Source organism: Candidatus Nitronauta litoralis, from assembly GCA_015698285.1.
In the GTDB taxonomy this organism is placed as follows: Bacteria; Nitrospinota; Nitrospinia; order Nitrospinales; family Nitrospinaceae; genus Nitronauta; species Nitronauta litoralis.
In genome coordinates, this window is the sequence record CP048685.1 from 2,196,767 (window position 1) to 2,220,180 (window position 23,414).

General features: G+C 45.7%; 19 protein-coding genes and 1 tRNA gene. 12 read left to right on the forward strand and 8 right to left on the reverse strand.

Going from position 1 to position 23,414, the window contains the following annotated elements:
- The first annotated feature begins 10 nt into the window (after positions 1 to 10).
- Positions 11 to 1,267 (forward strand): DUF4234 domain-containing protein, encoded by a 1,257-nt coding sequence (locus G3M70_10045; GenBank protein QPJ62194.1) that lies wholly within the window; start codon positions 11 to 13, stop codon positions 1,265 to 1,267.
- A 29-nt stretch (positions 1,268 to 1,296) separates the two neighbouring features.
- Here the strand turns inward: G3M70_10045 and G3M70_10050 are convergent, their stop codons facing one another.
- Both G3M70_10050 and G3M70_10055 read right to left on the reverse strand, forming a co-directional pair.
- On the reverse strand, positions 1,297 to 1,944 hold the full coding sequence (locus tag G3M70_10050; GenBank protein ID QPJ63781.1) for an RNA pseudouridine synthase: 648 nt from the start codon (positions 1,942 to 1,944) through the stop codon (positions 1,297 to 1,299).
- Positions 1,945 to 1,973: 29 nt separating this feature from the next.
- The gene (locus G3M70_10055; GenBank protein ID QPJ62195.1) at positions 1,974 to 2,678 is read right to left on the reverse strand and encodes a DUF502 domain-containing protein; all 705 of its coding nucleotides are present in this window, start codon (positions 2,676 to 2,678) and stop codon (positions 1,974 to 1,976) included.
- A 264-nt stretch (positions 2,679 to 2,942) separates the two neighbouring features.
- On the opposite strand from G3M70_10055, the gene G3M70_10060 reads away from it, so the two are divergent.
- Positions 2,943 to 3,015, forward strand: a tRNA-Ala gene (locus G3M70_10060).
- A gap of 188 nt (positions 3,016 to 3,203) precedes the next feature.
- Here the strand turns inward: G3M70_10060 and G3M70_10065 are convergent.
- Positions 3,204 to 4,121 carry a cytochrome C-554 gene (locus G3M70_10065; GenBank protein ID QPJ62196.1) on the reverse strand — a complete coding sequence of 306 codons (918 nt, stop codon included), beginning with the start codon at positions 4,119 to 4,121 and terminating at the stop codon, positions 3,204 to 3,206.
- A gap of 345 nt (positions 4,122 to 4,466) precedes the next feature.
- Positions 4,467 to 5,351: a LysR family transcriptional regulator gene (locus G3M70_10070; GenBank protein ID QPJ62197.1), complete on the reverse strand. Its 885-nt coding sequence runs from the start codon at positions 5,349 to 5,351 to the stop codon at positions 4,467 to 4,469.
- Between the two features lie 152 nt (positions 5,352 to 5,503).
- Here G3M70_10070 and G3M70_10075 point away from each other — a divergent pair, with 152 nt between their 5' ends.
- The 4 genes from G3M70_10075 (at position 5,504) to G3M70_10090 (ending at position 11,663) form a co-directional block, all read left to right on the forward strand.
- The gene (locus G3M70_10075) at positions 5,504 to 7,279 is read left to right on the forward strand and encodes an N-acetylglutaminylglutamine amidotransferase (protein QPJ62198.1); all 1,776 of its coding nucleotides are present in this window, start codon (positions 5,504 to 5,506) and stop codon (positions 7,277 to 7,279) included.
- A 29-nt stretch (positions 7,280 to 7,308) separates the two neighbouring features.
- Entirely contained in the window at positions 7,309 to 9,021 is a 1,713-nt protein-coding gene (gene ngg / locus G3M70_10080; GenBank protein QPJ62199.1) for an N-acetylglutaminylglutamine synthetase, read from the forward strand.
- A gap of 25 nt (positions 9,022 to 9,046) precedes the next feature.
- A complete protein-coding gene (locus G3M70_10085; protein QPJ62200.1) occupies positions 9,047 to 10,141 on the forward strand; it encodes an osmoprotectant NAGGN system M42 family peptidase in 1,095 nt (364 codons plus the stop codon).
- 508 nt (positions 10,142 to 10,649) lie between these two features.
- Positions 10,650 to 11,663 carry a lyase gene (locus G3M70_10090; protein QPJ62201.1) on the forward strand — a complete coding sequence of 338 codons (1,014 nt, stop codon included), beginning with the start codon at positions 10,650 to 10,652 and terminating at the stop codon, positions 11,661 to 11,663.
- Positions 11,664 to 11,803: 140 nt separating this feature from the next.
- Here the strand turns inward: G3M70_10090 and G3M70_10095 are convergent, their stop codons facing one another.
- From G3M70_10095 to G3M70_10110, 4 genes are all read right to left on the reverse strand, one after another.
- Positions 11,804 to 14,917, reverse strand: coding sequence for a multidrug efflux RND transporter permease subunit (locus G3M70_10095; protein QPJ62202.1), 3,114 nt, complete (start codon positions 14,915 to 14,917; stop codon positions 11,804 to 11,806).
- Positions 14,918 to 14,920: 3 nt separating this feature from the next.
- Entirely contained in the window at positions 14,921 to 16,129 is a 1,209-nt protein-coding gene (locus G3M70_10100) for an efflux RND transporter periplasmic adaptor subunit (protein QPJ62203.1), read from the reverse strand.
- Positions 16,129 to 17,643, reverse strand: coding sequence for a TolC family protein (locus G3M70_10105; GenBank protein QPJ62204.1), 1,515 nt, complete (start codon positions 17,641 to 17,643; stop codon positions 16,129 to 16,131). Before G3M70_10105 ends, G3M70_10100 begins: the two co-directional genes overlap by 1 nt.
- A 263-nt stretch (positions 17,644 to 17,906) precedes the next feature.
- A complete protein-coding gene (locus G3M70_10110) occupies positions 17,907 to 18,062 on the reverse strand; it encodes a hypothetical protein (GenBank protein ID QPJ62205.1) in 156 nt (51 codons plus the stop codon).
- A 252-nt stretch (positions 18,063 to 18,314) separates the two neighbouring features.
- Here G3M70_10110 and G3M70_10115 point away from each other — a divergent pair, with 252 nt between their 5' ends.
- The 6 genes from G3M70_10115 (at position 18,315) to G3M70_10140 (ending at position 23,371) form a co-directional block, all read left to right on the forward strand.
- Complete coding sequence (locus tag G3M70_10115) at positions 18,315 to 19,550, forward strand: hypothetical protein (protein ID QPJ62206.1); 1,236 nt, start codon at positions 18,315 to 18,317, stop codon at positions 19,548 to 19,550.
- Positions 19,551 to 19,656: 106 nt separating this feature from the next.
- Positions 19,657 to 20,358 (forward strand): RHS repeat-associated core domain-containing protein, encoded by a 702-nt coding sequence (locus tag G3M70_10120; protein QPJ63782.1) that lies wholly within the window; start codon positions 19,657 to 19,659, stop codon positions 20,356 to 20,358.
- A 6-nt stretch (positions 20,359 to 20,364) separates the two neighbouring features.
- Positions 20,365 to 20,739 (forward strand): hypothetical protein, encoded by a 375-nt coding sequence (locus G3M70_10125; GenBank protein ID QPJ62207.1) that lies wholly within the window; start codon positions 20,365 to 20,367, stop codon positions 20,737 to 20,739.
- A gap of 135 nt (positions 20,740 to 20,874) precedes the next feature.
- Positions 20,875 to 22,053, forward strand: coding sequence for an RHS repeat-associated core domain-containing protein (locus G3M70_10130; protein QPJ62208.1), 1,179 nt, complete (start codon positions 20,875 to 20,877; stop codon positions 22,051 to 22,053).
- On the forward strand, positions 22,054 to 22,527 hold the full coding sequence (locus G3M70_10135; GenBank protein QPJ62209.1) for a hypothetical protein: 474 nt from the start codon (positions 22,054 to 22,056) through the stop codon (positions 22,525 to 22,527).
- A 100-nt stretch (positions 22,528 to 22,627) separates the two neighbouring features.
- Complete coding sequence (locus tag G3M70_10140; protein QPJ63783.1) at positions 22,628 to 23,371, forward strand: RHS repeat-associated core domain-containing protein; 744 nt, start codon at positions 22,628 to 22,630, stop codon at positions 23,369 to 23,371.
- The last annotated feature ends 43 nt before the right edge of the window (positions 23,372 to 23,414 follow it).

A 23,414-nucleotide genomic window follows, 5' to 3' on the forward strand; every position in this document is an offset into this window, starting at 1 on the left:
AGGTGGGACAATGCCGGTATTTATCAAATTTAAAGGTTGGTCGGGAAAAGATGTCGCCAGGTCTACACAGCAATTATCGAAAGTCTTCAAGCTAAAAACAAAACAGTCAGAAACGGTGATGGAATTGCTGGCGACAGGGAGGACCTGGAAATATGGGGTTCCCGTTGATGATGGTAAAGCTGGACAGGCCAAAACTTTTTTCCAAAAGTTGGGATTTGAAATTGAGTTGCTCCCTGCCTTGAAACCAGAGCCTGCAGTCGCTACAGTTCAAGCTGCTAACGTTGCGGTTTCTCCTGCCTCTCCTCCGTCCAATACCATCAGTGAAAAAGATTTCGAAGTTCCAGGAGTCAATTGGGTGCTTGAGGATGCCCCCGAGTTGATAGAGAAAAATGATGACAGGCGTTTACTCGATATAAAAAGGACACCTGTGTTGTTGGTGATTTTTCTCGGTGTGATCACTCTGGGGCTCTATAACGTATTCTGGTTTTTAAGTCGCCTCCCGTCAATAAACAATCTGGATTCGAAAAACAAACTGTCTCCGGGTTTGTTGCAGGCTTTGTTTGTGTTGACAGGGTCCCTGGTTGTTTTTGATGTTCTTGAGTTGGCTTTTGACATTAAATTTGGAATCGATTTGATCCAGATATTTGTGGCTCTAACGGTTTACATTCTTTTTGTTTTTCAGGCGTTCAAGGTGCGACGGATTTTACTGGATCATTTTGATGCGAACTTATCCGGATTGAAATTGATTTCCGGTGCACTGACTTTATTTTTGGGCAACATTTATCTTCAATATAAAATTAATGGAATTCATGACTGGTACGCCCGGGAAGAAGAGGGTGAACTCAAGATGCGGGGGGATGGTCCCGCATGGACCTGGTTTGTTATATTTTTTATTGTCATGCCCATTGCCGTGATGGTGTATTTCGCCCTGGCTTTTTTCGAGGATTTCGATACAGGAGATGAAGTGACCGGGGGGTTGATGGCCGGCTTTCAACTGGGTAGTTATTACGCCGCTTGTGACAGTTTTTGGCAGGAAAAAGGGGATGAACAGATTTGCACCCCGGATGTGGCCGCAGACAGTGATCTGCCTTACGTGGAAAACCCGAAGATCATCATTACCGGATCCGGGACGCGGGCAACTTTTTATGCCGAAGCGGTGTACGAAGGAAGCGACTCGATATACAGCATTAATGGAGAGGGCGAGGTGACGCTTAAAGAAGGGGATGAATCGTTCATTATTAATTTTGACGAAAAATCGAGTCCTTGATGAACTTGAATTTTCTGAGATGAAGAGTCCTAATGAGGTTCCCATTCTGAAGCGGGGGCTTCGAAAATAAGCTCCTTATTATTCTGTGGATGTGTCAGGATCAGTTTGCTGGCGCAGAGTGCGATTTTATAGTCTCCCAGCCGGGTTTGGGCGCGGTATTTTAAATCACCGACAATAGGGTGCCCGATGAATGACAGTTGAGCCCGAATCTGGTGAAACCTCCCCGTTTGCAAGGCCACCTCAAGCAAAGCAAATTGCTTTTGTTTTTTGATCACCCGGTACTCCAGGATTGCGCGTTTGGCATCTGGTGCGGCCCTGGGAAAAACCGTGGCCTTCATGGATTTTCCCTTACGGATGAAATGGGTGAGGCGGTCCTCTTCCTTATCAGGAATTCCTTCCACCAGACAACGATAGAACTTCTTGATGCTGCGCCGGCGAATCTGATCTGACAAGTCGGATGCGGCCTTGCGGGTTTTAGCAAAAACCATCACCCCTTCAACATTGCGGTCGAGGCGATGCACCAGCCCGACAAAAATATCGTCCTGTTTCCCTTTTTGTTTCGCTTTAAGGTAATCCCGAATGGCCCCGGTTATTGCAGGGGCGCCAGAGCTGTCTCCCTGGGCGAGCCACCCTGCAGGTTTTATTACGGCAATGAGGTGTGCATCTTCGAACAGAATAAAGAAGGGAGGCGGGTTTTTCTTTTCGCTCAAGACTTCACATCCTGTTGGGGGATCATATTGGGGTCGATTTCAACCGTCTGCCCTTCTTTTAGGGCACTATTCTTAACGAAAGGTGGGGTAACGATGCCGCAGGAGATCACCATTTTGATCCCCTCTTCAACTGTCATGGAAAGCGAAGTCGTGTCAGCCTTGGGAACAAAAATAAGAAAGCCCGATGTGGGGTTGGGAGTCGTCGGGATGAAAACATTGACCACTTCCTCCTCGGTGATTGCCTGAACCTCGCCGCGCGTCTGGCTGGTGATAAACCCCATCGACCAGATGCCTTTGCGGGGGAACTCGACCACTACCACCTCATTGAACGCACCGGTGTCGGTTGTGGCGATGGTGGTGACCACCTGTTTTGCGCCAGTGTAAACATTGCGAACGACGGGGATGCGTTCCAGGATTTTTTCTCCAAGTTGCAACAGTTTCGCGCCCATCACGTTGGTCGTGATCACCCCGATGAGAAAAATGACGACCAGTGTCATGAAAACGCCCAGCCCGGGAATGCGGTACCCTTCCTGGATAGGAGCGCCCGCCATGATGAGCAGTTTGGTGAAAGTGGGAGAGAGTGAATCGTCAAGAAGACGGAATAAAAAATTCAGGATAAAGATAGTGAACGCAATGGGCAACGTGATGAGGAGCCCGGTGATGAAATAATTGCGCAACCGGTTTTTCAGTTTTTTAAACACGTGAGGGTCCCCGCGACAAGGGGTTTATTTTCCAATCAGCTTCAATTCCAAAAAAATCAAAACACCCGCTCATTGTATAGAAGGAAGGGGGCAGGAACAAGGCAGGAGGTATTTTAATGCCCGGTATTGGGGGTTGCGCAGAATCGAGAATTTCGTTAGTATTCAATCAGTTTCAATAAAAACCTGCAGATAGTTTTCCCGGTAAGGCTGGAGAGTTTGAATTTTGATCTCAAGGCCTTCCTTTGGAAAACCTTCAGACAGGCTGGGGCTGTGGCGCAGCTGGGAGCGCGCTTGAATGGCATTCAAGAGGTCAGGGGTTCGATCCCCCTCAGCTCCATTTTGATTTCAAAGGGGTTAGCTCTTACGAGCTAATCCCTTTTTTGTTAAATTGTTTGGCAATTGTGTGATTGAGGGTTTACTCGAAATGGGAGCAGGTAAAAATATCGGGAAGTGACAATTATAAAACGGGTACCTCTATCAAGAGGCAGGTCCGTTTTTGCAATATGGACATTCATGCTGGAGGAGTCAGCTTTTCTCCTGGTATTTAAACCATTCCCTGTTTTTCAGGAACTCTTTCCATTCTTTTGATTTTTTGTATTTCTTGCCATGTTTCTTTTTAAATGGTTTTCGGTCCTTATTCCAAACCTTGTTGTAGGGTCTTGTTGATTTTTTCAGATACAGTTTCGGCCCTTTTTTCTTTTGTTTGATTTTCCAGTCTTCAATGATCAAGGGAGTTTCTTCGGTTTTGCCCTTCTCTTTTTTTCGATCTTTTAAATTTTCAAGTTTCTGGTCTATGTTGTCTTCAGTCCAATAGTCTTTAATCTTATGGACATTCTTTACCCGTTCATCAAAATTGAATTCATATTTAGGATCCACAGAAGGTTTAAATGGTGATTTGGGGTGCAGGTGACAGCGTTTGCAAACATTCTTGTAATCCCAGCGTTGACCATGCTTTTCAGTATCCGCTTTTGCAAAATCCCCCCGTGTATTTTTCATCACTTTGCGAATTTCCGAGCCACCAGCAACGGTGTGACACATTTCGCACCCTACCTGTTCCTTGTTGGGCTCACTGGGGTCGATGAAACTTGCTTTTTTTGAAGAGGCCGGACGGAACCCGCCGCGTTGACGGTATCCTGTCGTGTGGCACCGAAGGCAATTAGGATCATTGGTGTAGTCCTTATCAGCGTCCAGCCCGGCTTTTTTCTTGGCTTCGGTACGTTTCCCTGGCTTTAAAAGGTCGAAGGATTTCCCATGACCTGTATTTTTCCAGGCTTGATAATACGCATCATGACAACTTCCGTCGCATTTGAGAGAGCCTACGTATTTTGTTTTGTAATTATCGGGATTCTTTTTGCGGGCCTCCGACGCTGAGGAGAAGGCAATACAAACGAAGGCGGATAGAATAATCAGGATAGGCCGGTTTCTCAAAATTCTTTGAAACATTGAAATTCCTTTTCTAAATGAACGGAAGGGAAGTTTTCATTCAAATAAATAAAACTTCAGCTTTCTTTGTTCTTTTCCTCAATCATTAAATTCACAGGTTTCCTTGATTCCAATTCTGATTCCAGCTTTGAATTCGTAAGTACCTGCCTCTATAGTCGCCACCGTTTATTTTTGAAATAATTTAATTCATACAAGATCATCAATTCTTTTTGTGGAGCCAGTTGATTGAGTACGTTCGCACTATATTAAAAAACATATATAATTAAAATTTAATATTTATTTAACTAAAGATAAAAATAAATTTATCTATAAGCGCGGAGGGGCCTCATTGCCGCAAGAACAATGTCAGGGTTTGGATATAAATTTATTAATTGTTTTCTTTACGACGTTTATTTTGGTTGAATCTGAGCGTGCGAGGGCCCACATATCCGATTTTACATTCTTCAATTCCCCCAGCTTGCAAAGGAGACCCTGACTGATGGCTTCGTTTACCGTATTTTCAGGAAGAACGGCAACCCCATTTCCACGGATAGCTCCCAGTCGCAGGAGGGTGACGTCATCGGCCTCTCCAATCACCTTGGGGCGAATATTCTGCTCATTGAGGAAGTGATCGATTTCTCGGCGAATCTGACTGTGGCCTGTCAATTGAATCATGGGTAAATTGTCGAGTGATTTGGGGAACCCTTTTCGGGCATACGCATAGCTCTCATTTCCTACAGCGATGATTTTTCGAGGCCGCAATCGATAACTGAAGATTCCCTTCTTTTTATGGACCTCACGATCACTTAAAACAATTTCCAGAGTCCGGTTTTCAAGCTGATACAGTAATTCGCTTAAATTATTTTCGACAACACTTACCAGAACAGACTTGTCTTTCCATAGCGGTACGACAAAATCGTGTATATGAGTGGAGGACAGGGAAGGCAGAACACCAATTCGGATCAATGTTTGTTTTCTAGGCTTGATCTGGTTGACCGCAAATTCCATCTCCTCTGCAAGTCCAAATATATTGTTACAGTATTCCAGTGCTATTTTGCCTACATCATTCAATATTAGTTTTCGGACTTTTCTGTCGAACAGTTTTTTCCCAAAGTAATCTTCCAGGTTTTTCAATTGGCCGCTCAATCCGGGTTGAGTGAGGTTCAATTTCTGACTTGCCTTTTTTATAGACCCCTCCTGGGCAATCGTCCAGAAGTAATAAAGATGATTGAAATTAGGCAGACGCTTCATTCTTCTCTCCTTATAGATAAGAAAAACATTAATCCAATGTAATGATATTTCAATTTTACTTTATTTGTCCTGGGTGCGACACTCTTTAATCTGAGTTTTGGAAATGGAAGCTGTGGTCTACTTTTTAAATTTTCAAGCGAGCAGGAATTTATATGTGCGGAATTTGTGGAGAAATCAGGTTCGATGGTCAACCTGCAAACGTGAACCGTGTGGCCCGGATGGTGGAGAAACTGGCTCCACGAGGCCCGGATGCTTCCGGTCAATTTTCCCAGAACAATGTGGCCCTGGGGCACCGTCGCCTGAAAGTCATCGACTTGAGCGATGCCTCGCAGCAACCCATGGTGGACCCCCATTTGGGGCTGGCCCTGGTGTTTAATGGAATTATTTACAATTACGCCGAACTACGCGAGGAGTTGGAAACTATCGGATATAGGTTTTTCAGCCGGGGCGACAGCGAGGTCATTATCAAGGCCTATCATGCCTGGGGTGAACGTTTTGCAGAACGGCTGCAAGGTATGTTTGCCATCGCATTATGGGAGCGCAAATCTGGTCGAATGATTTTGGCCCGGGATCGTTTGGGAATCAAACCACTCTATCTGAATTCCGGAAAAAATCTCCTGCGTTTTGCTTCCAGTCTTCCCGCCTTACTGGAAGGGGGGGGAGTTGATACAGCCATCGACCCCATTGCACTTCACCATTACATGACCCTTCACGCTGTGGTCCCGGCCCCTTTTACGTTATTGAAAGGTGTCAGAAAGCTTCCTCCTGCATCCATCCTGGTGATTGAGCCCGATGGCAAGGAAAGACTTACTAATTACTGGAGCCTTGAATTCGGTATGAGACCGCAGGATGAGGAACTGAGGGTGGAAGACTGGAAAGAGCTTCTCCTCAATTCTTTGCGCCTGGCTGTGAGAAGGCGGCTTGTTGCCGACGTTCCCGTGGGAGTCCTGTTGTCCGGTGGTCTGGATTCCAGCCTCATTGTTGGCCTGCTTGCAGAGGCTGGGCAAACCCATCTCAATACATTTTCTATCGGGTTTGAGGATGTAAATAATGAAAAGGGAAATGAATTTTCGTATTCCGACTTGATTGCCAGGCATTTCAACACGGAACACCATAAAATTTTTATTCAATCCGAATCTGTCCTGAATGAAATGACCGATTGCGTTCAGGCCATGTCCGAACCTATGGTGAGCCACGATAATATTGGTTTTTATCTGCTTTCAAGGGAAGTCTCCCGGCATATGAAAGTGGTCCAAAGTGGTCAGGGGGCGGATGAAGTATTCGGAGGTTATTTCTGGTATCAGGAAATGGATTGCAACATGTCCCCAACCAAAGCCTACTCCAGGGCATTTTTTGATCGAACTCATGAGGAATATTGTCAGATCGTGCACCCCGATTTGACAGGAGATGATTACAGCACACGGCTGGTTGAGATGTTTTTCCAGCAACCGGATATCAGAAACCCTGTGGATAAAGCCCTTAAACTCGACACCCAGGTAATGCTGGTGGATGATCCTGTCAAAAGAGTAGACAACATGACCATGGCCTGGGGACTGGAAGCGCGGGTCCCTTTCCTGGACCACGAACTTGTCGAACTGGCCGCACGAATGCCCCCCGATTTAAAGATCAAGGGAGATGGAAAATGGATTCTTAAGGAGGTGGCCAGGGAGATCATTCCTTCCGCAGTGATTGACCGTCCAAAAGGTTATTTCCCGGTTCCAGGCTTGAAATATATCCGGGGAGAATACCTGAGTTTTATGCGGGAATTGATGGAAAGTCCTCAGGCCAGGCAACGGGGGATTTTTAATCAGGATTATGTGGCAACGTTGTTAAAAAATCCTGAAGAACATATTACCCCTCTTCAGGGATCCAAGCTCTGGCAGGTGGCTCTGCTTGAGTTCTGGCTCCAGACCCACAACATCAAGTAATTGCAGACCTAATTCACTGGACACATTGAATGCTTTCAATTCCAAATTTGATTGAGAAGGAGCCTGTTGCAGGAAGTTTTACCGACCCGTTGTCGAAAGATGTGGTCGTCGACTGTGGTTGGGGTCGTTTAATTTTCGCAAACACCTTCGAAAGCCAAAAGGATATCGCCGAAATTCTTTGCAATGAAGAACCGGGGAAAAGAGACATTGCAATTTACTCAAAAGATCCTCATGTCATCTTATCGATGGCCCCGCAGGAATTGTTTCTGGATCCTTCTCACCACTACCGCCTTTTAAAGAAGGATTACAAACCCAGCCCCCATATGGCCCGGGGATTCACCATTCGTCCATGCGATCCAAAACGTGATGTCGAAAGGATTAACGAAATAAATCTGTCCAGAGATATGGTCCGGATTTCCAGTTCTTATTTTGAAAAGAATCATAATCCGGAACAGGTCCTTCTTTTTGTTGCCGAAGAAAATTTATCCGGAAAACTTCTAGGAGTCATAACCTGTGTGGATCACAGGAAAATATTTCAAGATCCGCAAAATGGAATCAGTCTCTGGTCATTAGCCGTGGACCCTCAGGCATCACAACCTGGTATCGGTGAGATGCTGGTCCGCCACAGTGTCGAGCAGTTTTTAGAACAAGGAGCGGAATACATTGACCTGTCGGTCTTGCATGATAACGACCAGGCGATTTCCCTTTATGAAAAACTTGGGTTCTTAAGGTTGCCGCAATTTTTCCTGAAACATAAAAGCGCTATTAATGAAGTGTTGTTTACCGGACCGATTCCTGAAAACAGGTTAAACCCCTATGCCATGATCATCATCAATGAAGCCCGCCGCAGGGGAATCGGGGTGGAAATCCTGGACGACAAAAGTAATTTATTCAGTCTTTCCTTTGGCGGAAGAACCATTCATTGTCGTGAATCATTGACTGAGCTGACCAGTTCAGTGGCTCTCCAGATTTGTTCAGACAAAGCATTAACTCACAGAATCCTCAAAAGAAACGATCTCAAAGTACCAGGGCAAATCCTGGCATCGAACCCTGCGGTCAATGCTGAATTCCTAAATCGCTATGGTCGCATAGTGGTAAAACCGTTGCAGGGAGAACAGGGAACCGGAATCACGATTGATCTGACCGATCCCCAGGAAATGGAACACGCCATCCGAAGGGCACATGAAGTTTGTGAAGATGTCCTCCTTGAGGAATATATTCAGGGCCAGGATTTACGTGTGCTGGTGATTAAAAACGAAGTGATTGCTGCCGCAATTCGTCGACCAGCACAAATTGCAGGGAATAGCCGCCACACTATCCGGGAATTGATCGCAAAACAAAGTAGGCGGCGGGAAAACGCCACTGGTGGAGAAAGCACCATCCCTCAAGATGAAGAGACAAAACGTTGCGTCGAAATTGCGGGTTATAGTTTCGACACCATATTGCAGGCTGGCGAGTCCCTTTTCGTGAGGAAAACGGCAAACCTGCACACCGGCGGAACCATCCATGATGTTACCAGTAAACTCCATCCTGAACTTATCAGGGTCTGTCTGCAGGCGGCCAAGGCGATCAATATTCCAGTGGTTGGCTTTGACCTGATGATTAAGGATATTCAAGAGCCCCAATATCATTTCATAGAGGCCAACGAGCGACCCGGCCTGGCAAACCACGAACCCCACCAGACTGCGGAACGGTTTATGGACCTGTTGTTTCCTCAAACAACCATTCAAAGCAGAGTCTGACCCTGAACAGAAAGTGCTGAAACCCATGTCAAATTACCCTATCGATAGAGGATATCTGCAGGATACCCTGGTCAACCTGTTGAATATTCCAAGCCCCACCGGAAGAACCGATGAAATTGTCAGTTACGTGTGCGATGAACTCACCCAAATCGGAATTCGTTTTGAACTGACCCGCAGAGGCGCAATTCGAGCGGAATTAAAAGGTGAACAGGAAAGCCCGGATCGGGCCGTTGTGGCTCACTTGGATACTCTGGGAGCGATGGTAAAATTCCTTAAAAATAATGGCCGCCTTGAAACCGTACCCATTGGCACCTGGTCTTCCCGGTTTGCTGAGGGGGCCCGGGTTACCATGTTTTGCGATGATGATCGACAATTGCGAGGAACCCTTCTTCCAAAGAAGTCTTCCGGCCACACTTTTAATGAAGAAATCGACACCCAGCAGATTTCGTGGGAAAACCTCGAAGTCCGCATCGATAAACTGTGTAACAGCAAAAGCGAACTTGAATGTCTCGGAATCAATGTTGGCGATTTTATTGCCCTTGATCCTGGTGCAGAAATTATTGAGAATAATTTTATCGTTTCACGCTATTTGGACGACAAGGCGGGGGTTGCGGCAATTTTATCCGCTGCAAAGTCGATCCAGGAAACCGGCTTGACTCTGCCTGTTGATTGTCACTTGTTGTTTACCATTTCAGAAGAGGTCGGAGTGGGAGCGTCCCACGTTCTTCACGGAGATGTTGCAGAACTGGTATCGGTTGACAATGCAACCGTGGCCGAAGGCCAGAACAGCTGTGAATCAGGTGTCACAATCGCCATGCAGGATTCCAGTGGACCGTTCGATTATCATCTGACCCACAAACTAATTCAGCTATGCGGAGAACATGGAATAGAACACAGCCGGGATGTTTTTAAATACTATCGGAGCGACGCCGCTTCTGCCATGGAAGCTGGAAACGATATACGGACTGCGTTGCTTGGATTCGGGCTTGATGCGTCTCATGGTTATGAACGTGTTCACTTCGATTCTCTTGAAGCCCTGGCAAAATTGCTCATCCTGTATATTCAAAGCCCTCCTACATTTAAAAGCGATAAACATCTGATCGCCCCTCCGGGCAAGTAGCCCAAACCGTTCTTTTTTCCCTTTATCAAGTATTGAAATGTGGATCATCCTGGGTCATTGGCTTACCAATTGCGCAATGCGTTTGCTTTGTTTACGCCAGGTGGTGAAAACCTGGATAGAGACATGTTTGTGCTGAGACCCGGATTTTTCCTGCATCCAGGACCCCTCCTTTTTGAACAAAAGCTTAAAGAGTTGTTTAAATCAGCCAAAAGTGTGACCTTTCAGGGAAAATATCAAGTTATACTAAGAGTAAAATTACTTCTTGAAGAATGTCCGCTTTCAGCCGACTTATGACGACCCAGGGTGGGCATTCAAGCAATACCTGCTCTACTCCTGATCAGGTTTGATGATCTACAATAATTGGAAATAAATTTTTGAAAGTGGGAGATTGAACTCCTGAAACCATATATGAAGAATATTTTTAACTACCAGAGGGCAGGTCAATAGAAAGAAAATTTTATTCGTGTGAGGGCAACTTTTTAATTAACCTATAACAATCTGAATAATCATGAATCCAATAAAAAGCATCGTAATATTTACTGTCTTTTCCATGCTGGCCGGGATCATGCTGGCTGTTGAAACCGCGCATGCGGAAGCAGTTTCAATTACAGAGTGGAAAGTGCCTTGGGATAATTCCCGGCCGCGCGATCCTCATGTCGACCAGAAAGGTCGTGTATGGTTTTGCGGGCAAAAAGGCGGTTTCATCGCGTATCTGGAACCCGTTTCCGGAAAATTCAAAAAATTCGATTTGGGCCAGGGCGCAGGGCCGCACAATCTGATTGTTGATACAGCTGGATTCATCTGGTTTGCAGGAAACCGTAACGGCTATATTGGCAAGCTTGATCCTGATACTGGCAATATCACTAAATTCGAAATGCCCCATAAAGAGGCCCAGGACCCACACACGCTGGTTTTCGATCGCGCAGGCGATATCTGGTTCACAGTCCAGAAAGGCAATTTCATCGGCAAGCTGTTTACTCAGTCGGGTGAGGTACGTCTTGTAGAGGTTCCGACTCGGAATTCCCGCCCTTATGGAATCTGGATGGATTCCCGGAATCGACCCTGGGTTGCACTTTTTGGAAGTAATAAAATCGCCAGCGTGGACCCGGAAACGATGAAACTAAAAGAATACGAACTTCCCCGAAAAGACGCTTTACCCAGGAGACTTGTGGTCACATCTGATGGGATGATCTGGTATGGAGATTACGCCCAGGGAATACTTGGAAGATTTGATCCCAAAAACGAGGAATTCAGTGAATGGCCTTTGCCCGGTGGTGAAGGTTCAGGGCCTTATGCCATGGCCATTGACCATGAAGACAAGGTATGGTTGGTCGAAACCGGGAGCATGCCAAACCGGTTGGTGGGATTTAATACTTCTGCTAAGAAATTCGTCAGCATCACGGAGATCCCGGAAAGCGGGGGATCGGTGCGTCATATGATGTTCGATGCAAATAAAAGAGCCCTGTGGTTCGGAGAGGACACGAATTTTATAGGTCGCGCCTTTATAGAAAAACAGGAATAGGGTATCACCGCAAATTTAAGATACAGTTATTTTGGGTTCTGAACCTTTCCACCTTTGTCAGTTTTCGGCCAGCTTCCAACGATTTTTAATTACAATAAGGATGTTGTTTTTGAAATCCAAGGATTAGAAAATAACCTTCTTCACTCCTTAGGTTTGGTCCCACTTAATTTTTCTGTCAGGGATTGAATCATACTGTAAAAAGAGGGGACAAGTAATGTGCCGATAATGGCAGAAGCCAGCATTCCCCCGAACACGATGGTTCCCAGAGATTGACGACTATTGGCCCCCGCCCCGGTAGCAATAACCAAAGGCAGGACCCCCAGGATAAATGAGATCGCTGTCATCATCACGGCCCTGAAGCGAAGTCGGGCTGATGTAAAAGCCGCATCGAAAATGGATTTTCCTTCTTCCCTGAGAGTTTTGGCGAACTCCACAATCAGGATGGCATTCTTTGATGCCATCCCTACCAGCATGATCAAACCAATTTGTGCATAGATGTCCAGGTTATGCCCGAACTCACGAGAAGCCAGAAGCGCGCCTCCCAGGGCCAGGGGAACAGAGAAGATAACACCCCACGGAATCGACCAGCTTTCGTACTGGGCAACAAGAAATAAATATACCAGGATTAAGGCAAGTGCGAAAATCAAGGGACCCTGATCCCCGGCTTTGATTTCCTGGAAGGTCATGCCAGACCATTCGAATCCCATTCCCTCGGGAAGAACCCGCCCGGCCAACTTCTGGACAGATTCAATCGCTTGTCCTGTACTGAATCCGGGACCAGGTGATCCATTAACCTTTGCGGACCGGTACATATTAAAACGTGTGAGGGATTCCGGTCCCAGGATGGATGAGGTCTTGGTCAGGGTGTTTAGAGGAACCATGGTGCCGTCGGCACTTCGGACATAAATTCGTCCGATATCGTCAGGATCATCCCTGTAGTTGGATTCAGCTTGTATCATGACCCGGTAGACGCGTCCGAATTTATTAAAATCGTTTACATAGAAGGAACCAAGCTGAGCTTGTAAACTTGAAAAAATGTCCGCGACCGGGATACCCAGTGCTTTGGCCTGAAGACGGTCAATATCCAGGGTGATTTGCGGAACTTCCGCAGTGAAGGTGCTGAAAACGTTCTGCAATTCCGGAGTTTGGTTGGCCTCGAACACAAACCCCCGCATGGCAGAGGAAAGATCTTGAGGATCACCTCCACGCATGTCCTGAAGCTGCATCTCAAAACCACTGGCATTTCCCAGGCTGCGAATTGGCGGAGGGGTGAATGCGATGGCACGTGCTCCCGGTATCTGGCTTGTCATTTGCCAGATTCTTCCGAGTAAAGCATCACTTGAAAGTTCCGGAGTGTTTCGTTCTGCCCAGGGTTTTAGTACGGCGATAACAGTTCCCGAATTTGGCTTGGTACCACTGATTAATCCCCTTCCAACAAGGGCCACAATATTCTGAACCCCGGGAAGAGTCGCCACCATATCCTCAACCTGCTGGGTGATTCCATCGGTTCTGTTTAAGGAAGCACCATCTGGTAATTGAAGGTCAACAAACAGGACTCCCTGGTCTTCCTTCGGAATAAAACCCGTTGGTGAATTATTAAAAACCCAATAGGTTCCGCCGCCAACAATCAAAAATAATAAAAAGCTCACGACCAGGCCCTTTAAAAGCAGCCTGACAAAAAACAGATAGGCAGAAGAAATTTTCACAAAAACAGCTTCAAACCAACGCAACGCGAACCAGGGCCTGGTTTCCCTCTTTCTTAAAAAAATCGAACATAACGCCGGGCTAAGCGTCAGCGCATTTAGCGAGGAGAAGGATACGGCAATGGCAATGGTTACTGAAAACTGGCGGTAGAGTTGGCCCGGAATGCCTGCCATGAAGGCAATCGGCACAAATACAGCCAGCAAAACCAGCGTGGTGGCAACCACTGGGCCGAACACCTCATCCATGGCTTTGCGGGTGGCTTCTTTTGGAGGTAGCCCTTCTTCAAGGTGTCTTTGGACGTTTTCCACGACGACAATGGCATCGTCCACCACGACACCGATGGCCAGCACAAGAGCAAAGAGCGTCAAAGAGTTTATGGAATAACCTAACGCAAGTAACAGGGCAAAGGTCCCAATTAATGATACCGGGATCGCTAATGCAGGAATCAGGGTGGCGCGCCAATCCTGGATAAAGACATAGACCACCAGAATAACCAGCAAAAGTGCTACAAAAAGTGTTTCGATCAGTTCCTGAAGAGAGCTTTCTATAAAAGCGGTGGAGTCATAACCAATCGTGTAGTCAATATCATCAGGAAAGTTCTTCGATAACTCAGCTAACTTGTCTCGGATTCTCTGGGCTACATCCAGGGCGTTTGCATCAGGTAATTGAAAAACTGCAAAACTGACTGCAGGGGAATGATTTAAACGTGTAAACGTTTCATAAGTTTGCGAGCTAAGCTCAACCCGGGCAACATCCTTTATCCTCACCGCAGACCCATCCGATTTGGCGAGGATAATTATATTTTCAAATTCTGAAACATCAGACAACCGGCCTTTGGCTTGTATGGTGTATTGAAATTGCTGGTTGGGAGATGCCGGTGCCTGTCCCACCTTTCCCGCTGCCGCTTGAAGGTTCTGGTCACGGATGGCTGAAATAACATCATTGGTGGTGATGCCTCGATCCACCATCTTCGCCGGGTCCAACCACATCCGCAATGAGTAATCCAGGGCGCCAAAAATGACCACCTGGCTCACTCCCGGAACGCGGGATAGAACATCCTTGATATTTATCGATATGAAATTACTTAAAAATAACTGGTCGTATGTTTTATCAGGTGAATTAAATCCAATGATCTGAAGCATCTCCGGTGACATTTTCCTGACCGAAACTCCGGATCGATTCACCTCTTCTGGCAAAGAGGGTGTTGCCAAAGACACCCGGTTCTGAACATTGACCGCTGCCATATCGGGATCAGTTCCGACCTCAAAAGTGATGTCCAGCGTGTAGGTACCACTATCAGTACTATTTGAGGACATATAGAGCATGTCCTCCACGCCATTGACCTGGGTTTCAATGGGAACTGCAACGGTGTTTTCGAGTACAGCAGCACTGGCTCCGGGATAACTTGCAGAAACCTGGACTACGGGAGGTGCGATTCGCGGATAAAGGGATACCGGCAGTTGAGGGAGAGCTACCAGTCCGGCAATGACAATGACGATCGATATGACAAAAGCAAAGCGGGGTCGGTTGATAAAGAAATGACTGAACATTCTTTATTTATTTCCAGGCTTGAGCGCGGATGATGAAGTGTCGACGGTTACCCCGGGTCTCACTTTCTGGAGCCCTTCCGAAATGACCCGTTCTCCGACTTCCAGTCCTTCCTTAACGATCCACTTCACCCCATGTTTTTCTCCGACCTTGATGGGCCGCTTGTGAACACGGTTCTCGCTGTCGACTATCAGGACGAACTTACCTTGCTGGTCTTCCTGAATCGCGATCTGGGGAATGACTTTCTCGGAGCGAACTTCATCGCGCTGTACAATCACTTTGACGAACTGCCCTGGCATTAGCAGACGAATAGTGTGGGGTATATTGGCTTTGCCAGGTATTACATTCTTACTGGGGTTTGAAAATACAGCGCGGATTGTGATTGTCCCCGTTTTTTCATCCACAATATGGCTGACAAAATCCTCCAGGCCCTCAAAGGGATAGAAAGTTCCATTGGGCAACATGATCTTGGGAGTGAAGGTTGTGGCCTTTCCTTTCTTTATCTGGTTTTGAAATTCAGTGAGTACAGCAGCGGAACTCACGGTAAAAAGGACATACATCGGGTCCATTTGAACCAGGGTGGCGAGGGCGCCGGTTTCCGGCGAGACCAGATTGCCTTCATTGACTGTTACAAGACCTATGCGACCATTGAAGGGGGACCGGATTTCGGTGTAGCTCAGGTTCAACTCCGCTTTTTCCAGATTGGCCTGGGCTTCCAGCATACTGGCTTCAGCTGTAAGAACATCACTCTGTGCCTTGTCCAGATCGGATTGGGACACAGCCCCTCTTCGAACGGAACGAACGCGCTTTAAATAGGTTTTGGCATTTTCCAACGTGGCCTGGGCTTTCACTACATTGGCCTCTGCCGCTCTTACCGCGATTCGATACGGCTCCTGTTCTATAATGAAAAGAAGATCGCCTTTGGCGATATCCTCCCCTTCCTTAAAATTTCTCTTTTCAAGGTACCCCGTCACACGGGCTACCAGCTTCACCGTTTTGACTGGTGTTGTGCGCCCAACCAGCTCATGGGTGCGAATGACCTTTTCGAGAACAACGGGAGCCACCGTTACAGCAGGTGGGGGCCGTTTGGGTTCCGGAGTGGCTGCACTTTTTTCCTGTTGGCATCCCATTAAAGTGGTCGTCAGTAAAATGCCTAAATATATAAAGAACTGATTTTTTTTATTCAGCAAAATTGAATTCCGTTTTTGAATCATTATGAGTTTAGGTTTTCCTCAGGAGCGTCCGCCATCAGAGGTTTCCAACCACCCCCCAGCGCTTTGTAAAGTCGAATCAGATTGGAAACCACTTTCCCCTCGCTCTGCGCAAGCCTGTCCTGAAAAGTAAAAAGAGATCGTTCTGCCTCAAGAACCCCGAGGAAATCAGATAGTCCGGCTGTATACAACTCGCGTGCAAGCTCTGCCGCTTCCTGAGCGGATTTTATGGATTTCAATAAAGACTGCCGTCGGACCTGCTCTTCCGCGTAATCGATGAGGGCGTTTTCAACTTCCTGGACTGACTTCAAGACAGTGGATTCGTAGCGAATCAACGCCTGTTCCTGGATTTCGTCTTCGACTTTGATGTTTTGTCTGATCCGGCCTGCACTGAAAATATTCCAACTCACCTGTGGACCAATTTGGTAAGCTGCGGCAGGCCCTGCAAAAAAGCTTGCCGCCGAAATGGTCTCCAACCCCACTGAACCCAGCAAGCGGAGTTTTGGGTAAAGTTCAGCAGTGGCGACTCCGACCCGCGCGGTTTGCGATGCCAATTCTCTTTCTGCCTGACGAACATCCGGTCTTCTTCGCAAAAGATCGGCTGGAACACCTACAACCACCTCTATCGGGGTTAAAGGAATTTTGGAATCATCATCGAGACTCTGTTTGAGCGCTCCGGGAAATTCGCCCAGTAAAACTGAAAGACCATTCTTTCCCTGCTCAATTCCTATTTTCAATGTGGGAATTTCGGACCGGGTACTTTCCAGATTGTATCGTGCCTGTGCGCGGGTCAGTGTTGTGGTTAAACCTGCCTTCAGCCTGTCTTCTACGATTTGTAATGAGTTTTCCTGGGATTTCCGGTTTTTTTCTGCTGCTTGAAGCCTGGCCTGAAAAGTACGAATTTCGAGATAATTCAAAGCCACCTCAGCAACCAGCGTGACAAGGGTGTCATTGAGTTGTTCCTGACTTGCCTGAAGCGTTGCATCCGCCGCTTCAACGGAACGTTGGATGCCGCCAAACAAATCAATTTCCCAACTGGCATCAAATCCGGATGAAACCAGAGTGTTTGTTGAGCTACCACCCCCGACCTGGTTTAATCCTCGTTGATTGGTTGTACTTCCACCCAAATTGACATTGGGTTTGTTGCCGGCACTTGCAATTTCCCGGCGGGCACGTTCTTCCCTGACACGGGACTGCGCCAGTTTTAAATCCAGATTGTTTTCAACCGCTTTCTTTACCAATTGACTCAACAAGGGATCTTCAAGAGTCTTCCACCAATCAGCCAGCATTTCCGGAGTGACGCGTTTGACGGGAATCTCTGGAAGGTTCTGATTGTTATCCTCGTTCGAATGACTGTTTTTGGGTTTGAATGTTTGATCTTCCACCTTGGTATTAAAACTTTCCGGCACTTTGGGGTCCGGAGGAATATAATCCGGCCCTACTGTTGTGCAGCCTCCAAAAAGCAAAATAAAGGACAACGCAATGCAATGTGGGGAATAAGTTTTGGTATTCATCATTTATTCAATGGTTTTCCCTGTATTAGCGGAGATTTTAAGACAATCCATGAGTGGAATTCCAGTACAGTTCCGGAAAACCGGCTTTACCTGGGGCCATTTGTGGGATGATAAGGATGCCAAAGGTACGTTATTTGGACTTCTACAATTATTTGAAAATTACTGCCTGAGAAAATTGACCCGCCTTCCTGCATGCTTTCCAAATAAAACAATCCCGGCAATTAAATTACCGGGATTGTTGACTTCCTGGATAAAAATATTAATTTTTACAATGAAGACCCCATCAAGGCCATGATCATGACTATGAGCGCTGATAGGATTGCAAACCCAAAGCCAATATGGATGAAGACGTTGACCCAATGAGGGGCATTGTCATAGCTGAAATAGTCCCAGAAACTTTTCTTATCAGAATGTGTGTTCATGACTCACCTCCATTAAGAAATGTCTAATTCTTATTATAGACAGAAATTGCGATTTGTCAAGGGTGGTATGCCAATGAAACAAAGTTCTTCCTTGCCCAAAAAAAGTCGGTGCTACTCATTTAATAAGATTTTTCTTTCTCTTTGCAAGCTGGGTTTGTCTTTATTGATTGTCTTGAAAATCCATTTTTTTGTCTCCATATCCACGGTTTGCACCTAACCTGTATGTTGGACTAATCATTCAGTGGAAATGTAATGAGAAAGATTTTAAAAAATATCCTGTTCTGTTTAATGCCTCTGATTATTTTATTTGCTTTGGTTGAAGGAGGTTTGCACCTGAGTGGTTTCCAGGGCAACCGGTTTTACTCCATCCTGTTTGGTGATGATCGAAACTCTCCCATGTTGTTCCAGGAATCGCCTCGTTTGTGGTGGAAACTGTTTCCCAACACCCAGGTGTCTTTTTTGGGAATTGAGACCAGGACAGATGAATATGGAATGCGCATCCATCCTTCCACTCCGGTAGTTGCGAATAAAGGTCCCAGAATTTTATGTTTAGGGGACTCCAGCACCTTTGGTTGGAGAATGGATTACGAGGACACGTATCCCTATCTTCTCGAAAAAGCTTTGCAGGATTCGCTACCCGGTGTGCAGGTTTTTAATGGCGGGGTGCCTGGTTACACCTCCCACCAAAACCTGCATCAATTTATGCAATTGGTCGACCAGGTCGAGCCCGACTACGTGATCCTGTATACAGGAAATAATGATGTTTCCCTGGCGGGCTCAAATGACCTTCAAAAGTTTAAAGAGGCGGAATCCTTGATAGGGGTTCAGGAGTTTTTTAATCATTTCCTTTCCTATCAGTATTTAAAACAGAAACTGGTCCCGGTTAAGCCATTTAAAATGCTTGGGGTGTTGTCGCTTGAGGAAGTGCTGAAAAAGCCCGTCAGAGTTGGTTTGCCGGAGTTCACTGACAACCTGAATCAATTTCTCGAGGTTGCAAATAAAAAAGGAATTCCCGCATTCATCATAATCGCACCCAGTAATCCAGGCGCTCCCTATTTACTGGAAATCCCGAATGGCACAGGCAAAGTAAACGAACTGGTAAGCTCTGCGGGGAAGTTTTTAAAGGAGAGCAATTATAATGAGGTGAAAAAAGTTATCGTCAGGCTTAAAGAGCTGGCACCTGATTACTACCGGACCAAATTTATAGAAGGGCAGTTGTTGAAGCGACAGGGCCAAAAGGGTTGGCTCCCTTTGTTTGAAGAGGCATTGGAACTACATCCATTCCCTTCACGGTTGAAGAAAGCCTATATTCAATCGATGATCGACTTGGGAAAAAAGATGCAGGCCCCCGTTATCAATGCGAACGAAGCCTTTAAAAAATCTCCTATAGGCCTCGATAAGCTGATGATCGATGGCATCCACCCTTCCAAAGAAGGAAATCGAATCATTTCAAGAAATGTTGTTAAAGCGATGGAGAAGAATTTATGAAATCTTTTTGTTGGAAAATTATCTGAATGGAGGCAGAAAAATTTGGAATTTAAATAGTTGGAATCAATAAAACCTAAAAGATGTCAAATAAAGATTTGACACCTTTATTAAAATAATTAGCGACCACTTAGGTTCTCCAAGATTGGTTGTCAACACGACTTCAGGCGCAATAATCCAGGAACTAAGCTATGATGAATGGGGAAATATATTGAGTGATACTAATTCTGGCTTTCAACCCTTCGGTTTTGCTGGTGGGCTGTATGATCCTGATACAAAACTGGTCCGTCATGGTGCACGCGATTATGACCCTGCAATTGGACGCTGGACAAGTAAAGACCCCATTCGTTTGACAGGAAACGATCCTAATTTTTACAACTATGTCGTCAATGATCCCATCAATTTGATTGATCCTACTGGACTTATTACTTATAAATGCACTAAGCCGTTAGACGCTTTAACAAATAAATTTGGAATTGGCATCAGTCAGTGGGCCCACGATGAGGTTGTGTACGCTTATCATCAATATTCCTGTATTGTCAATTCTGATGGAGTTCAATGTGGTGGACAAGATCATGAGGGAAGCCCCGTAAGAAGTGATGGAAAAGCAAGTGATGATCAACTTAGATTTCCAGGTTGTCAAATTTCCGAAGAAAACAACGAATGTTTTGAATCTTGTCTGATTGAAGAGTGGGCGAAACCTCGCCCGAAATATGGCATACCTTTTGGGCAAGATTGCCAAGAATACGATGATGCAGTAAATGAAAGATGCAGCTTAAAATGTATTTTGAAAAATCGACCTGGGCTTTGATATCAAATGAAATGGACTTTCAATATTCTTCGAACTATTTGGGTATTGGCCGCAGTGGTTATACTTTTGGTTTCAATTGCGGGAATTGAAGATAGTCATACGGGAGCATTTTTTTCTTGGAGTATGATTCTCCTAGGGTTTCCAATAAATTATTTGTTATTTGGACTAGTAGGAATTTTGATTGAAATTTTTGAGGAGGGTTTTTCTATTCCAGATCCTTTTTTGTATAACTCACATCCCTATTTTCACTACATTTTACTTTGGACCCTTTCATCAATTGCAGGTTATTTGCAATGGTTCAAGTTAGTTCCATTTTTATACAAAAAGATTCGCCAATTAATAAACCAAAAATTCAGAAAAATTAAAGAAAACCCATCTTAATGTACAAGTATCGTAATTGGCTAACAGAGGCCCTTGTTGGGTTTGGGATTTAGGCGGCTATTTTAGCCGTCTTTTTTTATTTTTGTGATTCTTTTTGTGAAATTTAATATTTTTTGAGTCAGTCGCCCGTCTGGTGTGGACCGTCTGAACAACGGTGCGGTTTATGATGTGCAGGACCGGCTGACGGCAAACTCCACCGCCACATACACCTACAACGACAACGGTGAGCTTGCAACGAAGGTCGATGCGTCCGGCACCACGACCTACACCTACGATGTGCTGGGCAACCTCCGGCAGGTCGACCCGCCTTTAACAAACGATGTAATCGACTACATCATCGACGGTAGCAATCGGAGGATCGCGAAGAAGGTCAACGGGACTATCACAAAGAAGTGGCTGTATGGCGACCCGCTCAACCCGATTGCGGAACTCGACTTAAACGACAACATCACCAAGCGGTTCATTTACGGCACCCGTTCCAATGTGCCGGACGTTATGGTGGATGTGTCGGGGGCAAACCCGGTCGTCTACCGCATCATCTCGGATCATCTTGGAAGTCCGCGTTTCGTTATCGACATCAGCAACGGAACCACCGCGCTTGAGCTGAGTTACGACGAATGGGGTGTCGAGACCATCGTTAGCGGCAACCGTGACCTCATCCCGTTCGGTTTTGCAGGAGGTCTCTACGACAAAGACACCAAGCTAGTTCGTTTCGGTGCTCGCGATTATGACCCGGAGATTGGACGCTGGACCTCCAAAGACCCGATCGAATTCGAAGGCGGTGACACAAACCTCTTCGGCTACGTCCTCAACGACCCCGTCAACTATATTGATCCTACCGGCAACTGCCCATGGTGCGTCAAAATCGGGATTGAAATTTTAATCGAAATTGCCATTCAAATGACCCAAAATGGAGGTAAAATTGAGTGCATTGATTGGGAAGCCGTAGGTAAGGCTGCCGTTGGGGCGGTTTTACCCCCTGGTGTTGCCAGAGCAGGGAATGGAAGTAAGTTTTTACCTAAAGGAGGTACTTATAAATTAAAAACTCCTGATGGTGGTGTAAAAAGAACAGGACGATCTAAGGATCTTGAGCGACGTAAAAAAGAGCACAAAAGGGATCCTCAAACAAAGGACCTTGAGTTTGAAGTTGACAAAAGAACTGATTCTTATGATGCCCAACGTGGTCGAGAACAAATTGTTCATGATCAGCACCCGGAAGCGCGAGTGGAAAATGGGGGTTTAAATAAGAAGAACCCTATTGGTGACAGGAATCGCAATCGCAAAAAGTATATGGATTCTGGAGGGAAACTTTAGATGCCTAAGAAAACTTTGAACTATTCTGAAGGAGATTGTTTTTCTGTACCTCTATCAGAAGGGGGGTATGCGCGTGGAGTTGTAGCCAGGATGGATGGAAGTGGTGGTATTTTTGGTTATTTTTTTGGCCCTAAAGTTGAACAATTTAAAAAATTAGTTATCGACGAAAACATATTTCCTGAAAATGCGGTTCTTTTAGGTCAATTTGGTGATTTAGGTTTTTTAGAGAAAAAATGGGAGGTAATAGGTAGAGTTTCTGAGTGGTCTAGGGAAAAGTGGCCAATGCCATTGTTTTTAAGGTTTGAGGAGGGTAGTTCAGTTGGTTATTTGAGCCAATATGATGAAAACACTCTAAAAATTATTGGTGAACAAGAAGTAGAAATTAAAAAAATTGATAAAAAAAAATATCCTAAAGATTCCCTTATGGGTTACGGTTTTGTAGAAAAAAAAATTGAGATGATTTTATCCTCATAAATTAAAAAAAGGGTGTACAAGAATCGTAATTAGCTAACATTGGCCCTTGTTAGATGTTGGAATTAGGCGGCTATTTTAGCCGTCTTTTTTGTTTTTTCCTCTGTATTTTTTTTCTGGCTTTTATGTCTACCGCATTATTTCGGATCATTTAGGAAGTCCGCGTTTTGTCATCGATATCAGTAATGGAACCACCGCGCTTGAGCTGAGTTACGACGAATGGGGTGTCGAGACCATCGTTAGCGGCAACCGTGACCTCATCCCGTTCGGTTTTGCAGGAGGTCTCTACGACAAAGACACCAAGCTAGTTCGTTTCGGTGCTCGCGATTATGACCCGGAGATTGGACGCTGGACCAGCAAAGACCCGATCGAGTTCGAAGGCGGCGACACTAACCTCTTTGGATACGTCGATAGTGTCGGAAAACCCCTGGTTGAGACAAACCTGTATGGGTACACGCCCCAAGACCCCGTAAACTTTATCGATTTAAATGGTTTATGGTACATAGATGTTGGTGCATCAGGGTCTGCTACTGGTACTACAGGTCCTGGGGGAACTGTTTCAATTCAAATAGGGCCCAAAGGGATATTTTTTACTTATGGGTTTGGATTAGGAATCGGAAAAGGAGTGTCAGCAACCATTAATACAGGTGATCCTTGTGAAGGAATTGGTTTGGGTATAATTGCAAGAGGTGGTTTTCCTGTTAGAGGCGTTCCCGTTGGTGCTCAAGGATCGGTGACTGTTGATGATAAAGGGAAATTAAATCTTGGAGCTGGAGCTGGAGTGGGCTTGGGATTCGGTGTATCGATTGGAGCAACTCAAACTATTAAAATTATTGATTTTGATTAATGGAAACAATAAATAGCATAATATTTATTCTTTTGGGTCTGAT